14 protein-coding genes are annotated in these 14309 nt (G+C 40.4%); 3 read left to right on the top strand and 11 right to left on the bottom strand.

The genetic code is table 11. From position 1 onward, the window contains the following. Positions 1 to 9: 9 nt before the first annotated feature. The 9 genes from HG267_RS37695 to HG267_RS37735 form a co-directional block, all read right to left on the bottom strand. Entirely contained in the window at positions 10 to 804 is a 795-nt protein-coding gene (locus tag HG267_RS37695; protein WP_045873546.1) for a hypothetical protein, read from the bottom strand. After that, positions 791 to 1159: a hypothetical protein gene (locus HG267_RS37700; RefSeq protein WP_045873547.1), complete on the bottom strand. Its 369-nt coding sequence runs from the start codon at positions 1157 to 1159 to the stop codon at positions 791 to 793. The genes HG267_RS37695 and HG267_RS37700 overlap by 14 nt, the downstream gene beginning before the upstream one ends. Further along, positions 1149 to 2459 carry a hypothetical protein gene (locus tag HG267_RS37705; protein WP_045873548.1) on the bottom strand — a complete coding sequence of 437 codons (1311 nt, stop codon included), beginning with the start codon at positions 2457 to 2459 and terminating at the stop codon, positions 1149 to 1151. Before HG267_RS37705 ends, HG267_RS37700 begins: the two co-directional genes overlap by 11 nt. 60 nt (positions 2460 to 2519) lie before the next feature. Further along, positions 2520 to 4685: a hypothetical protein gene (locus tag HG267_RS37710; RefSeq protein WP_045873549.1), complete on the bottom strand. Its 2166-nt coding sequence runs from the start codon at positions 4683 to 4685 to the stop codon at positions 2520 to 2522. Between the two features lie 9 nt (positions 4686 to 4694). Next, on the bottom strand, positions 4695 to 5816 hold the full coding sequence (locus tag HG267_RS37715; RefSeq protein WP_045873550.1) for a hypothetical protein: 1122 nt from the start codon (positions 5814 to 5816) through the stop codon (positions 4695 to 4697). Between the two features lie 42 nt (positions 5817 to 5858). Further along, a complete protein-coding gene (locus HG267_RS37720) occupies positions 5859 to 7706 on the bottom strand; it encodes a hypothetical protein (protein WP_052335372.1) in 1848 nt (615 codons plus the stop codon). A gap of 54 nt (positions 7707 to 7760) precedes the next feature. After that, on the bottom strand, positions 7761 to 8873 hold the full coding sequence (locus tag HG267_RS37725; protein WP_045873551.1) for a peptidoglycan-binding domain-containing protein: 1113 nt from the start codon (positions 8871 to 8873) through the stop codon (positions 7761 to 7763). A 9-nt stretch (positions 8874 to 8882) separates the two neighbouring features. Beyond that, the gene (locus HG267_RS37730) at positions 8883 to 10181 is read right to left on the bottom strand and encodes a S8 family peptidase (RefSeq protein WP_045873552.1); all 1299 of its coding nucleotides are present in this window, start codon (positions 10179 to 10181) and stop codon (positions 8883 to 8885) included. Positions 10182 to 10298: 117 nt separating this feature from the next. Beyond that, positions 10299 to 11228: an alpha/beta hydrolase gene (locus tag HG267_RS37735; RefSeq protein ID WP_045873553.1), complete on the bottom strand. Its 930-nt coding sequence runs from the start codon at positions 11226 to 11228 to the stop codon at positions 10299 to 10301. 1039 nt (positions 11229 to 12267) lie between these two features. On the opposite strand from HG267_RS37735, the gene HG267_RS42055 reads away from it, so the two are divergent. Then, a complete protein-coding gene (locus tag HG267_RS42055) occupies positions 12268 to 12345 on the top strand; it encodes a hypothetical protein (RefSeq protein ID WP_411863278.1) in 78 nt (25 codons plus the stop codon). Between the two features lie 332 nt (positions 12346 to 12677). Beyond that, positions 12678 to 12950, top strand: coding sequence for a hypothetical protein (locus HG267_RS37745; RefSeq protein WP_045873555.1), 273 nt, complete (start codon positions 12678 to 12680; stop codon positions 12948 to 12950). Positions 12951 to 13101: 151 nt separating this feature from the next. On the opposite strand, the gene HG267_RS37750 is transcribed toward HG267_RS37745, so the two are convergent. Then, complete coding sequence (locus HG267_RS37750; protein ID WP_045873556.1) at positions 13102 to 13479, bottom strand: clan AA aspartic protease; 378 nt, start codon at positions 13477 to 13479, stop codon at positions 13102 to 13104. Continuing rightward, positions 13476 to 13751, bottom strand: coding sequence for a hypothetical protein (locus HG267_RS37755; protein ID WP_045873557.1), 276 nt, complete (start codon positions 13749 to 13751; stop codon positions 13476 to 13478). Before HG267_RS37755 ends, HG267_RS37750 begins: the two co-directional genes overlap by 4 nt. Positions 13752 to 14047: 296 nt before the next feature. Here HG267_RS37755 and HG267_RS37760 point away from each other — a divergent pair, with 296 nt between their 5' ends. Then, the gene (locus tag HG267_RS37760; RefSeq protein ID WP_045873558.1) at positions 14048 to 14293 is read left to right on the top strand and encodes a hypothetical protein; all 246 of its coding nucleotides are present in this window, start codon (positions 14048 to 14050) and stop codon (positions 14291 to 14293) included. Positions 14294 to 14309: the final 16 nt, after the last annotated feature.

Here is a 14309-nt window from a genome sequence, read left to right on the forward strand (position 1 = left end):
AAAAGAGGGTTAATTTGGTTGATGATTCGGGTTTTGGGAAGCAGGCGCAGCATTAGCTAACTGCAAATTCATGGTGACGATCGCATAAGGATCGAGCGCAACGTGTAATTGACTTACGCCGCCTTGCAAGTGCTGGTGATTTACCTGAATTTTCACTTCCTTGTCATTGGCGGAAATTACCTCCACAGGTTCGTTGTTAATTGCAGCTACGGGGAATTCATCGAGGGATTGTGCGATCGCTAAATTATTTCCTTCTAAGGTAAGAATTGTTTTACCCTGAGATTGGGAAAGACTGGCTTTAGACACAGTAGGAGCCAGTTGCTGGCGGCGCGATTGGTTCATCAGGTTAGCCAATCCCTGATAGTCCACCTTGTTATCTGTCACCTTCGCGATATCAACGTTTTCCTCTTCAACCGTGCGGCGCAAGTCCTCAGCAGAGCGAATCCCCAGTTTTTTTAATTCCTTTTTCTCTGGTTCTGGTAAATTGACCTCTTCTAAGGAAATATCATTGCGGGTGAGTGGTCTTCTAGCAACTTCCTGAATTTGGTGATCTCGAATCGTCCCTAGCTGAAAGGTAACTTTTGATGCTCCTGTCTGTCCGGGTTGGGCTGTGACAAACCGGACTGTTTCGCCATCAAATTCGGGAAAGATTTGTAAATCTAAGGACACATCTTTGACCGTATAGGTTAATTTTCGATTCATGCCCTTGACAGAGAGGGTATCTTGAGCTTTGTCTAGCTCATAGATTAATGAATCGAGAAATGATTCCAAATTCCAGGGGCGGTTGTTGCTATTCGTCGCCATCCTCTCTGACTATCCGTAGTTGCATTTGATGAAATACTGGCATGACGGAGGTTTTCACCATTTGGGTGGGTGGTGAAGCTTTGAGATTTACTGTGCCGTCATTGTTGACAGTTACTTTCAATTCGATCGGCATATCGACCGTTAGTTGCGCGATCATCATGGCAAATCCCGTCTGGGGGTCAATTATTTGTTTTTGGTAATCTGTGAGTTTTTCGACTAATTGAGCAAAGGGCAATAACAGGCTGTGGTCTAGTGGTTTTGCTGGGGCTGCGGTATTAAATATATCTAGTTTGGGTAAGTTTAAATCGCTTGATTTAACTAGATTAGTTGAAGCAAGCTTATTTTCATGTTCCATTGCGATGTGCCTCGTCTTTAGATTCTAGAGTGACCGGATAAACTCCTATCGGTTGATCAAAGATCACCTTCATACCGTTGAGAATTAACTCACCAGAAAAACCATAATTAAATTGAGAGTTATCTTCAGGAATTAGGGATTGGGGAACTGCTAATGGACGACAATAATATCTATGAAGCAAGTCTAAAAAGAAATCTCCTAGTTTTGTGATTGCATTAACAGGCTCCATAGTACTGAACTTTTCTTGCATACATCTTTCTTTGAATTCTAACCATTTGATAACCAACCACATTTCTCTCAATGCTACAATGCCTGTATCTTGCTCCGTGAGGCACTTTTGAATAAATTTTTCTAGATGCTGCTTTTGTTGTTCAGGTTGCATTTGATAAAATTGACCTTTTGTGCTTAAACGATAATGCCCATCAACGTTTTCAGGTTTAACAAGTGCCATTGGGTATAAACCGACCGTCAACGTTTCGTATCTAGTATCGAATGCCTGTTGAAAGGTCGTTATTCTATCTCGGATCAACTCTAAAGTCATTAATGATGTACCAAAGCATAAATTATTCCGTGATGCTTCCATACCAAATAAAAGTGCATTTACGAAATTCAGGAAATGATTCAATTGAATACTTATACCCGGACATTTTCTCTCGGCTTGTGGAAAATTTGAGCTTTCACCATTCTTTACCTTTCTAAGCAAAATTTCAGCTATAGAAGCATCTGATAAATTATTGTCTATTCTCTTTAATGATTCGATAATCCTTTTAATTTCTGCGTAAGATAAATCTTTTCTATTCTCATTTATATCAGTGCATCTGATTAATAAAGAAATATTCTCCTCTAGAAATAACCTTTCTATATTAAGACATCCTCGCATTTTTGTTTGAGCTTCACCAACCTTCAAAATATAATCTAGAGACTGTGTTTGTGCATTCTTCTTATTTCCATCTGCTATATATTTAGCAAGGCAGCTTGTATGTTCAATCCAATTGATTCCCCCGGTTATTTGATATTGATTTTTATTTTGATTTTCTTGTATTTTTCCATCATTCTGGTCAATTAAACATTGAATTAAGCGATGAAGTTTCGCCGTTAAGATAGCACCCAAAATACACTCATTCTTAACTTGAAATTTAATATCCTCCCGTTTGAATATATTTAATGGCTGCTGCGGCTGAAATACTCTATTAAGAGGCTGTGTATTTGATGGCTGCTGCGACTGACATGGATTTTGATCAATTCGGGGCTTTTTGTAAAGCTTCTGATATAGTGATTGCGGTTTTTGCGAAGCATCCATATGGGTTTTCCTCTTCTGTTTATCGTGTGGACAGTTGAAAAATTGTTAGACAGTCAAAATTTACGTACTCACCCCAATAAAATGAGCCAACGCAGGCATCGGGAAATAAACAGGATGTTCTTTCAACGCCTGTACATTACCGTTAGGCTGACTCTGCTCTACCTGCTTCAAAATCACCTGTTGCAACTTCAATTCTGGATAAATCCAAAGTGCAACAGTATCTCTTGGTTTGCCCTTAAAATTCACCTGAGTACGCGCTGCATGACTAAACCGTGCTTTAAACTCCGAACCCACGAGTGCAGTTAATTCTGCATCGCTTAATCGGGGATGTTGAGAAATTTGCTCCAGCAGTTCATTCAACCCATAGGGACTGACAATCAAACCAGATTTCAACCTACTTTTGTGTCCTGTGGCATCATCTTCTAAAAGCTGCGTTACCGTTTCCATCCGAGCATTTTCGGTACGTTTACTTTCCAACGTGTAATAGTATTTACAATCAAAACTGATCCGCCGCACATCTTCAGTAAAATCCCCTTGCCACACCTTATGCCAGTAAGAACGAAATCGGTCTACATCATTTAGTGGTACAGTCTGACCAGTACCTTCAACGCGGTCAAACAAATATTCACCCACCAAAGTAATTAGTTGCATGGTACTTGTCCCTAACTGCATTACCTTTTGGGTTTTCTTTGACCTACCTTCCCAAACCAAAGAAACGCAGATTAAATATTCTTCATTGACAGCTAACTTTTTGAGTTGTTCTTTACTGATTTTAGGTACAACACTAACTGCACCAGAGGTAGCATTTTCAATGTGGTAGTTTTGCTCAATTAATACCTTCAAAGTGTTGGGATGCTTCACCAATAATTGCAATTTCGCTTTTTTTACTGCTTGGGGTGTTTCCAACTTCAAGGGGAAACTAATATCCTGGTCATGGCGATACAAAAAGCGTGACTTGCCATGTATCATCACCGGGGTAACATCAGTAAACGCCAAAATAACTGCATCAACCCGTTGATAAGCTAAATTCAATGTAGGAGCAGCAGCAATACCCAGACTTAAAGCAATCAACGTCGCATGGTCTTCTGTATACTCCTCCTCATCAATGCCCAACATCATACTCATTTGCTTTGATGTTGGGTTCTGGTTTTTAGGAAACATTTTCATAATCAAATCAATGATTTGTGGTGCAACCTGCAAAATAGTCGGCAAAATAGCCATCAGAGCAGCAGGAAACACCATCGCCTCGGAATATTCCAAAGGCATCGAATATGTGGATGCTGATGAAATATTGAGATCGTCATCTAGATCATCTTCTGTGGATAAGGCAAAACCATTAACCACCCCACCATATCTAGGCGCATAATAATCTTGAACAGACATCGCCATTGATTTCGCCGCCACTAGTGAACTTGAATTGCGCCGTGCTACAGGCGCTCGTTGCATAATGGGTCGTGGCGATGGTGGCACAGTAGTAGGAGTAGCTGCACTAGGAGATGGAGGCAACAGAGTAGTTGTTGGTGTAGGTGCGGTTGGCGTTTCAGTCCCACTTTGCTGAAGTAACCCCCCCAGGAGATTTGCAATTTGACTTACATCACCTGCTGGCTGCCCACCAGCCAAGTCTATTTTCCCGCCTCCCCCCATAAGTTGAGGTAACATCCCTAGCAACTTGGGCAGTAAAGTACTCAGCAGATTGCCAATTGACCCACCACCACTTCCTCCGCCCAAAAGAGTGGGAAGTACCTTTGAAACCGCGCCTGTCAACATATCCAGTATCCCCATAGCTTCACTCACAGGTGGTACTTCTCGATACTGAAAAGCAACTGTTTCTACTGATGATTTGTTCATAGTCGTTTGCCGATCTAGTTCTTGGCCAAAAGAAATCTCTGGTAAGTCATTTGTGCTAACACTGGGAACTATGACAACCTCAGAAATAGCAGGCCCTATTTTCTTTGCATTCTGAAAACTTATGATTTGGATGGCCCGATGCTGGCGATCAAATTTATCATTCGGCACTTCTAGAACAGTTCGCCCCAAACTACTCTCCGGTAAAGGGCCAATTAACGGCGAAGTGTAGATTGGGTCTTGTAAAAGAGTTAAACCATTATTGTGGATTTGTTGATCGCCAATCTTATAGCAATAAAACCGATTCGTCGTTCCCAGATTGACCCGAAAGCGGCTTTTTTGCCCATAACTTTCAAGAAATTCTAAAATTGCCAGTGCCATAGCTGTCAATTATTGAGGTGTTTGTGGTGCGGGTGTAGGTGTGGGTGCGGCGGCTGGCGGCAGAGTTTGCGCTGGTGCAGCAGCAGGCATTTGTCCGTGTGGAATTTGTCCTTGACCCAAGTCAAATATTTCTCTAAAGTTATCCAGTTTAAAATAATCTGATTTAAACTGAATCTCGACAAAACCTTCCATTTCTGCCGATAATTCTGAACCCATGTCAGTCTGAGAAGTAGCAATGCTAACCTGACTTTTTGTGTGATTGAAGCTTGTACCAAAATTAAAAGCACCATATCCGAAACCTGCATTGAACCCTACTGAGTTCGTTACGTTTTCGTCACCTCTATCATTGTTTTGGGTATCTTCATAGGCATCAATTTTGAATTTGACATTTGCCCGAATTACACCTTTTTCTACTACTAAACGAGATACTCCCATCAAAATCGTTTCCCGCAGCAGTGTACGTTGTTCTTTAGCAATGGCTAGTTTGGCATCTAAAATCTTGGCTTGAATAGCATTGTCATCTGTGTTAACATCTTTACCATCCTTATCTACAAGTTTCACTTCGTTCGCAGCAGGTGGGGTTTGACCTCCTGGCGTGGCGTTAGCTGAATCTTTCCTTCCTCGTCGTCCGCCTCTTCCGGGATCAGATGTTTTAGCTTTGGCCAATTTGTAATCATTATTCATCTGAGTCAAGCGAAATAAAGCCTCGTCATTGTTGATCGCATTGACAAATTCAGAAAGAGATTTGGTCGCTTGTCGTAATAGTTCTTGATACGCTCTCATTTGCCGTTCATTGGCATCTTGGTTAGCATCAAAAACACCAACAAGCAAATCCCGCACAAATCCAGGGAAATTTACCTTGTTAACCAGCTTACCTATGATATCGCCAGCATCTTTACCAGCACCCCCAATCCGTTCATTGCGGTGTCTGTCAGCGTCAATTAAATCACCAGCTGTCATTTCGGTAGCTAACCCACTTTGTTCGGCTAAATCCCTGTAGTGGGCATCTACTAAATCTTTATACAGTGCCAACTGCTCTTCCCGATCCATACTGCGGAAAGATTGGGAGTAAGCAAGTAAGGATCTTGTCTTTGCACGGGCTTGGTCTTTCAGTTCTTGATGATCGGACATAATCAAAATTCTCCTTCATGCTTGTCAACAAAATGAATCAGATTAAACATCCCAATCATCAAAATCACCATCGCCACCTTTTGTCTTCGGTTTCACCGTGTCTCGACCTCTGGGAAGGGATCTGTTGGCAGTACTAGTTTTGTAGTGACTAGCAGATCCTTTCGGCAGGAACTTGCCATTACTTCCTGTTTCCATTGATGCTTGGGCAATAATCCAAGATTCTGCGGCACTTAGTAGGGTGTCAAAATCTGCTTCCCTTACAGCGCCTTCTGTCTCAAAGTTAGCAATCCATTGAAAAATCTTGTTGCCCTCTACAGCAATTGTTCGCAGTGTAGCCGTTGCTACCATAGTGCCTAGGTCTTCTTTAGCAACTTGCTCAATCACACTCCAAAGGCTCTTGCGTCGTCCGCCAAAACTATTGAGAATTTCCTCAGATCGCAGAATCTCTAGAGCTTCTTGTAAGTGGGCATAGTCTTCCGTCACCTGCACATGAGACATACCAGTCATATGCTCGGTGAGGTTATACTGCAAGTTTTTGGTAGCTTGATAAAGAGGCGACCTGGACACGTAAACATCTTTGCTACGTTCTGACTTACGGATATATTCTGCTACTTCTGCCATTAATTGGTGCCAAAGCATGGGAAACGCTTCATTCACCACCATGTTAGACAGCAGTTTACCATGCCCTTTATTCAGCACCCGCTTGTAAAGCATGGCACGCTCTGCGGGTGTGTTGCGCTCATTACGTAGTTTATGAAAGCGGTAGAGAGCGCCAGCAGTCTTGCCCTCAGGGATGTCGAGTATTCCACTCGCCCAACGCAGCACCAGCGCATTGGCTACATCAAAGACACGCATCCGCTCACCAATATTAAAGATGTAATCTAATGCCCCTACTGCTTTAATATTGGCAGGAATTACGCCTTGATGCTCAAAAGTATCGAAGGAATCGACAACAAAATTCCAGGCGACTTCACCGCCTTTAATGCGTGCTGTGTCTATAGGATCATCTGCAACTGCACTTTTTTTTATGGCCTCATTATAGGCAAGGAGAAAATATTCGTCGTAAGCTCCTTTTTTAAAGTTCTCTTCTGTATTTGCAGCGTTAAACACTACCCCCAATTTAATGAGGTAATCAATCATTGACTGCTTGATTGTGTCGGTAAATGAAGTGGTTGGAATAGCACTACTACGTGTATAAATGTACTCATCAAGATAATAAGGAATATTCCCTTCACGGTACAGAATGCTTAAAAGACCCATAACTGATGGCCGTACCTGCCCATCTCGGATATCGATCCCGCGCTGTAGAGTCAACTCCACAAGTCGAGGCCAGTTCTTGTTGGGATCTTTGTCTTCAGTTGTAATCCGTATTTTTAAATCATTCGTAACCTCTGCTAGTACCCATGCCAGAAAGTATCTTTTTGGTTCATCTGTAACTCGCAACAGAACTGCATTGGCTAATCCAGTAATATCGTCTGACTTAACTGCATCTACTGCTTGCAGTAAGGTAAAGGCATAAATATCGCGATGAGATAGCAACAATCTGGGAATATCTTCTAGTCCAATTGTGTCAAGTTTTTTGGTTAATTCATCGATTTTCTCAATCGGCAGTTTTCTCGGTAGTGTATCTCTGGCATTAGTACCAAGACCAATCTTCGTAGATTCGTTAGAGGGATCTTTAGCCTTTTCCTGAAAATCTTTTTTGTAGTCTTCCCACTTCTTAGTGCTGACCCACTCTGCGGTTGCTGTTAAGGCTGTTTCGGCATAAATATCAACACTGACTGGTCTTCTGAACTTCAGTGCATTATCTACAGCCCAACCTTGGGTCATGATGTTAGAATTTATCGCTGCACCATTAACGGTGCCTACAACACTAGATTCTGGTGACATATTTTCCTTTGAGCTAATGATGAGTGTTTAATTTAAAAGTGTAAAAAGTATCTTTTATTTATTTGTCTGCTTGGATTTATCTAACTCAAACAGGTGTATTAATGTGGATAAGTTAATATCTCCTAATCCATCTGGTGGTTGATTAGGGGCTTCTGCTGGAGGTGAAGTCAGGGGAAGATTGTCCTTTTGATTAAATAAATCCCAAAGTGGTGAAAAGTTAGATGGGCCAGCTGGTATAGGAGATGCTGCCTCATTGTTTCCTAAGTTTTGGACATCTTCTTCTACTTTTGCTTTTAACTCGGAAATTGTTTGTTGAGCAGATTGAATATCTTTTAAAGCTTCCTTTGCGGCTGTTTCCGCATCTTTGGCAGCTTTTTCTTGAACTGCCACTGCATTCTGCACTTCCGTAAGATTTTGGAAGGGGATAGCAACTTTTGTTTCTTCAGCTTCCGCTTTTTCTGTAGCTTCGGAGGCTTCTTTTACTTTATTTTCAACTTTTGACTTCAAGCTTTCAGCATTTTTTACTTTTTCTGGAATCTCCTTTACTTGCTTTTCAGCATTTGCGACAACCTTATCGGCATTGTCTGCTTCTGATTTGGGGCTGGTTAGTCTAATCTTGGCAACATTCTCTTTGGCTGTCTTGATTATTTCATTAATCTCTGTCTGTGTATTTTGAATGCTTTTGTATAGTGCGATCGCAGCATCATAAATCAGACCAGTCCGTCTTGCACTTTCCCTAACTTTGACTACAGAAGCAGAAATAACCAATTTTCCAGAAGCTAACTCAGCTTCATTTTTAGCCTTGTCTATAGCAGTCTTAGCAGACTCAGCTTCTTTTTTGGCATTTTCTGCAGCAATCTGAGCAGTTTCTACTTTATTTTTAGCAGTTTCAATCGCCCCTTGGGCATCACCAATTTGTTGAACAAATTTTTGAAGTTCCAGATTTTTTGTGATTGGTTCAAGACGTTGTTCTAACTTATTCCATGTGTCGTCATCAACTCCTTCCTTAGGACCTATTCCTACGTCTGTTTGAAATTTGTCAACTGCATCTTGGGTCATATCCCCATAATCGCTATCGATTTTTCCTGAGTAATATCTGAGAACCTGTAAATAGCTCTGCAAAAGTTTTACTAAATAACCTTTAGAACCTTTGACTAGTATTTCCATAATCAACCTCTATGAACTGAGTTTGTAATCGAGGAGTTGTAAAGCATCAATGAGATTCAGCTTGCCAAATCCGGCTCTGCGATGCTTAAACTGGGTACTTATTTTGTCAGATGTATGCTTGAGAATGTGTTTTACCTGCTCATCTGATATAGTTTTCCCTCGCTTTTTCAAGGCATAAGACTTCAATAGCGCTACCGCACCAGCAACAAAGGGTGAGGCATGAGAAGTACCTGTAGAGAAAGAATATTCATTATGCAAATAGGTACTGTAAATATTGGTTCCCGGTGCAACTAGACTCACCTGTTTGCCATAGGTAGAAAATTTTGCGATCGCACCTGTTTCGTCAATGGCTCCCACAGCAATAACGTGAGGCAGCGCACCTGGATAATATAACTGTTCTTGCCCATCATTACCGGAAGCCGCAACAATCGTCACACCCTTTTCTTGAGCATAATTGACAACTTCTTCATGGGGTAAACCACCACCAGTATGGGGAATCCCCAAGCTCATGTTAATTACTTGAACGCCTTGATCTACTGCCCATTTAATCCCTGCATTAATGTTGTCTACTAAGCCTGCACCCACCCGTCTGCCGTTTTTCTCCATCGCACCGAGGACTCGTACAGGTAGGATTTTGCATTTTGGTACAACCCCTACAGGCATTCCCAACCCTTTGCCTCCGATGATGCCAGTTACATGAGTTCCATGCCCTACTTCATCATCAGGAACATCATCTGCACCCAAGAAATCCCCAACAAACTTACCTGCGCCGTCAATAATATCTACAAAGTCATAACCTGGTAAAAGAGAATCTTGATACTCTGGATGAGCAAGATTGATCCCTGTATCTAGAACTGCCACAACAATGTTTGGATCTCCTTGAGTATATTGATGTGCTGCTTCTAGATAAATTGCTTGACGCGATTGCCAATCAGTTTCAGCACTCATTGCAGCTGCTCTTGGAGACGGTAAGGGTACTGAAACTACCTCTCCAATCTTTACCTCTTCCACTATTGGTTGTACAGAGATTTCCTGGATTAATTGTGGAGGAATATTAGTATCCTCTTGCAGAATCAACCTATAGACTCGATTCAATCCATGAATTAACTCTCCCTGATTCCAGGTTTGTCCCGCTGGTTTATATTCTCTAGTTACCCAAATAGGTAGTCTATATTTAGCGAATAGTGTATCAATAACAGAATGAATGGTTGTTATAGCATGAGTTTTATCATCAAGAAAATTTTCCCAATGAGCTAATTCTCTAAGTCCAACATCCTGCTTTAACTTCAGCCTAATATGTTGTTTCATGGTGCTGATTGTTATGATTGATTTCTGCTAATACCTTCGCCAAATACTAAAGTGTTCAGGTAGATACATTTCTCTCATTACTGCTCTTCAATTAAGTAACTCAATCGAGTTAAGCTTCTATACCAGTACAGAGATACTTTTGACATTCTCCAAATGATTGATGGCAAAATGATGAACAGCTTTTATCATTTCCTCAAAACAAGGATTTTTATCGTCACGCAAATTTACGTCGGTTGCCGGAATGTCATCTTGCAATACAACACTTCCATGTTTAACTTTTAAATGCCTTGGTATTATAAATGATTCTTGAATAGAGCAGCGCTCTAGAAAAATCTTAATTGCCTCAAGATTTGCTCTTTCATCAGCTTCAGAATGAGCAGCAAAAACTGGTTGTAAGAGACTGGCTTTTTCAATATTTTTATCAATCTCTCGGATAATTTTTTTTAGCTGAATAGCTCCATGATAATCCATTTTTGCGTAACGGTAAGGATTTTCGCCAACTAAGGAATTATCCCTGATTAAATCCTGGATATCAGCAACTTCATTTGTTATGGGCAGTGTTAATAAAAATTCTTCTAATTCTCCTCCTAAAGTTCCATATTTGCTTGTTAGATCTAATGCGGCTGAAAATAAGAAAACACCTCCAGATATTCCGCCATTTGACTTGAATGCTTTATACACACTTAAAGCACCGCCAGTAGAAAGCCCACCAATGGAAATTTTGTTGCCGTAATTTTTAGCCGCCTCTACAGCATAATTTACATTTTCTTCCCATTGCGCTAAGGTTACGGTTCTCATACCATCGGGTTGTTTAAGTCCGTGACCAGCTAGTAATGGTATGACAACATTAAACCCCATAGCATCATGAAAGTATTGCCCTATCGCTTTCATGAAAAATGGTGAGTCAGTCAGTCCATGAATTAAAACTATTGCATTATCTTTTAGTTCATCGTTCACTATTAAATAGGGTTCGCATCCTTCTCTAATAGCATTTTGCTCAAGTCCAAAATGTTGAAGGTATTCTTCCCATATTCTGATTTCAGACATATCATTCTCCTAATTTTGAAGTTCAAGAAGAGTTTTGTTATACGTTCTACTGCAATCTGCTATAACTGGACTACAAAAATCCTTAGGCAGCATCCAGTTTTGGCAGATAGACTTCTTTACACAACCCATATAAAGGGTTTCTGGCACTCAATAAGGGACTTCCAACTAAAAAAATATACTGTCGCTAGGTTAGCCGAGGGAGCAGAGGGAGAGAAAGAATTTACTCAATATCTTCCCCCCTTGCTGATTGAATAATTTAATTTCTGAAAGTCCCTAATTATGTTTCTTCCAAAAGTGGACGCACCCAATCCTTATTTCTTACAGCATCTTCTAAATTAATGCCAGCAATGCATTGGACAATATTGTTAAGCTCTGAAATTGTTGCAGCTAGAGTCATTGTCCAATGTCTTATAAGATGCAAATGCAAGCATCGCTTTTTAGCTACAGTAAATCAAGAAAAATTGAATAAGAATTTTATAAGAACAATTCATATTCAATAATTCAACTAAAAAACCAATACTAAATGTTTTATATCAAAGCAAAGCTCGGTAAACCAGCGCACTAATTGTTTACCCATAAATGTGTAATTGCGGGAGCAAGAAGAGCGAATCCTCCCAGTATTATTAGAGAATTATATGACTCCGTCTTTTTTCAAAAATTTTTCAATGCCACAGATCACAGCATCTATCTGTGCAATAGTAACTAGAAATTACAGATGATGTAGACTTTCCCTAGAGCACCCTTTCCAAGTAAAAATACTGATGTATTTCATCTATTACTCTCGTATTTGCTTGATGAATAAGTCAAGCAGATTTTACAAGTCGTTATAAATAACTATGTTAAGCGATATAGTTATATAAGAAATTAAGGTAAAAAGCTTATCATATAAAGCTTACAGCTATTTCTCTTTATTAAGTAAGATTACAAGCTGATGAGTATAAGTACCAATTGTTACTAAATAAACCGATCAAAAGTGACACTCATAGGATTTGGATAATTCGAGCGACGCGATCGCTCTTCTCGTGAAAGGCGTAATCCCATAACCAAGAAGAAAATCACTATTCCAGCTAAGGCAGTGCCTGCATTTTCTGCTCTCAGAAGTTCCGCTCAACAGTAGCATCATCTGCACCATAAATGCATTAACTGAACTTCTGCCTATCCAATCACTACGGCTTTGTAGTGAGCGGTGCGATCGCAAAACATAGGCAACGCTAGGTGGAAACCGTGAGTGTTCAACCGTAGATTTTACAGATGGCGTACCACTGGCGCTAGCACAAGTACAATCGCTAGCACTACTCTAACAGCGTAATTGCTCCCTTCAACAGACCGAACAGATTGGCTTGTTTTCACTACTTGTGAAGGACTGTCCAATCACTCACCATAGATGAGACGCACAATTTTTAGCTACATCTGTTTTTCTATTATCAAGCTTTTGACACCAAGATAAAGATGAAACCTATCAAAAAACCGGAACTACTGATTGTCAAAAAGTCTGTTACTTCACAGCCAGCAGTTGAGGAAGTTGTCCCAGTCGAGACAGTCTCTGCTGATGAATCTATCATTCACCAGCAGCCAGATTTGGAGGTAGAAAGCCAATTGACAGAATATGTTCCCTTTTACGCTCCAGTGCAAGATTCTCCAGTTCTCCAGTCTGTGGGCAATACTGGTTGGCAGGTTTCTGACATCTGGCGAGATTTACGTATTGATAACTTTTGTGATTGATATTTTCCCTATGGTTGGTTTGACAAAGATTAGTCCCGGACAAAGAGCGGAAGATATTGAAAGCTAAAAGACTAAGCGGCAACCCAACACTCTCAACTATTGGCGTATTTGAGAACTCATTCCCACTCCCAACGCCAAGCAGTCTCTACTGTTATTTCTTTGCCGGAATTTTTTCTAACGAAACCAAACCATTGTCTACAAAATCTATCTCAAGATGATAACCTTCCAGCATCGCAGTTCCTAGTAAAGGCTTATAACCAGAAGCTAAAACGAGGACTACCTTTTCTACATCATCCCAAACAACAGTTGCAAAATGTATGGCTGATAAGGCTTCACTACCGTCAGCTAATTTTATAGGTGTACTGGAATATAAGGGAAGATTCATTGCACTGATTGCTTGAACTGGTAAAGTCAGATAGCCGTTGAATCCAGTATCAATAACAAAATCTAGGGAAAAATCTGGTTGTCCAGGTAAACGAAAAATTACTGGAGCGATTGCCTTACCATCAACCAATCTTCCTTTCATCATTCAACTGTACGCTCCATAGAAGCACCACCAAAACTAAACGCAACATCGTAACCAATTCGCATGGTAAATAATCTCGCGTTGGGATTTTTCTGCTTTAACATTAATGCAGATTCAACACCACTTTTATCAATTCCATATTCGCCAGTTTCAGCATCAATCACAATCATCTTGCCAATATTATCGCCATGCTCAACCTCTGAGCGAATCCCCTGCTCGTAAAAATTTTTGGCTCTTTGGGCAACTTCCTCTACAGTCCAAAAAATAGCCTGCATAATTACACCTGCTTTTACCCTAATGTTATTCCATATTCTCATTATAGAGATGGGATATCGACCCAGCAAGCAACTTTTACCATAACGCGAGCGTAGATAATTTTGGCAAATGAATTTATAATCATAATTAAACTAATATATTTTAATTTTTCACCCAAAGACACATTAATTTGCGCTATTCCCATCTGGCTCTTATTAACATTAAGTCTTTCTGTTCTAGTGATTATTTCAGCTTTGCTTCTCCCTTATCTGGCTTACGCCTGAAGAGAACTGAAGGTATTCAGAAGCAATCAACCATGATTCAGGCAATAGATTTTGAACAAACATTTGTTACCCATCTTGAAAGCTTCATGGGTAAAGCAGATAAGTTCATCAAGTTTTATTATACGGGTATAAGTGAAGAAACCCATCTAACAGAAATAATGCTGGCGGTGAAAAATCTCGCACTTGATGCAGACTTACAACAGCTAGAAGCTGAGTATCAAATATGTAGCGAAAGAAAAGATTTAATGGCTGACTGCGATGATTCAGCTTGGTGGTAATCTGTTTCAATTGTGG

The organism is Tolypothrix sp. PCC 7601, assembly GCF_025677855.1.
In the GTDB taxonomy this organism is placed as follows: Bacteria; Cyanobacteriota; Cyanobacteriia; order Cyanobacteriales; family Nostocaceae; genus Aulosira; species Aulosira diplosiphon.

Bases quoted from the DNA above. Each gene is read 5' to 3' on its own strand.
- HG267_RS37695 (WP_045873546.1), bottom strand. From the start codon at position 804: ATGGCGACGAATAGCAACAACCGCCCCTGGAATTTGGAATCATTTCTC.
- HG267_RS37700 (WP_045873547.1), bottom strand. From the start codon at position 1,159: ATGGAACATGAAAATAAGCTTGCTTCAACTAATCTAGTTAAATCAAGC.
- HG267_RS37705 (WP_045873548.1), bottom strand. From the start codon at position 2,459: ATGGATGCTTCGCAAAAACCGCAATCACTATATCAGAAGCTTTACAAA.
- HG267_RS37710 (WP_045873549.1), bottom strand. From the start codon at position 4,685: ATGGCACTGGCAATTTTAGAATTTCTTGAAAGTTATGGGCAAAAAAGC.
- HG267_RS37715 (WP_045873550.1), bottom strand. From the start codon at position 5,816: ATGTCCGATCATCAAGAACTGAAAGACCAAGCCCGTGCAAAGACAAGA.
- HG267_RS37720 (WP_052335372.1), bottom strand. From the start codon at position 7,706: ATGTCACCAGAATCTAGTGTTGTAGGCACCGTTAATGGTGCAGCGATA.
- HG267_RS37725 (WP_045873551.1), bottom strand. From the start codon at position 8,873: ATGGAAATACTAGTCAAAGGTTCTAAAGGTTATTTAGTAAAACTTTTG.
- HG267_RS37730 (WP_045873552.1), bottom strand. From the start codon at position 10,181: ATGAAACAACATATTAGGCTGAAGTTAAAGCAGGATGTTGGACTTAGA.
- HG267_RS37735 (WP_045873553.1), bottom strand. From the start codon at position 11,228: ATGTCTGAAATCAGAATATGGGAAGAATACCTTCAACATTTTGGACTT.
- HG267_RS37745 (WP_045873555.1), top strand. From the start codon at position 12,678: ATGAAACCTATCAAAAAACCGGAACTACTGATTGTCAAAAAGTCTGTT.
- HG267_RS37750 (WP_045873556.1), bottom strand. From the start codon at position 13,479: ATGATGAAAGGAAGATTGGTTGATGGTAAGGCAATCGCTCCAGTAATT.
- HG267_RS37755 (WP_045873557.1), bottom strand. From the start codon at position 13,751: ATGCAGGCTATTTTTTGGACTGTAGAGGAAGTTGCCCAAAGAGCCAAA.
- HG267_RS37760 (WP_045873558.1), top strand. From the start codon at position 14,048: ATGATTCAGGCAATAGATTTTGAACAAACATTTGTTACCCATCTTGAA.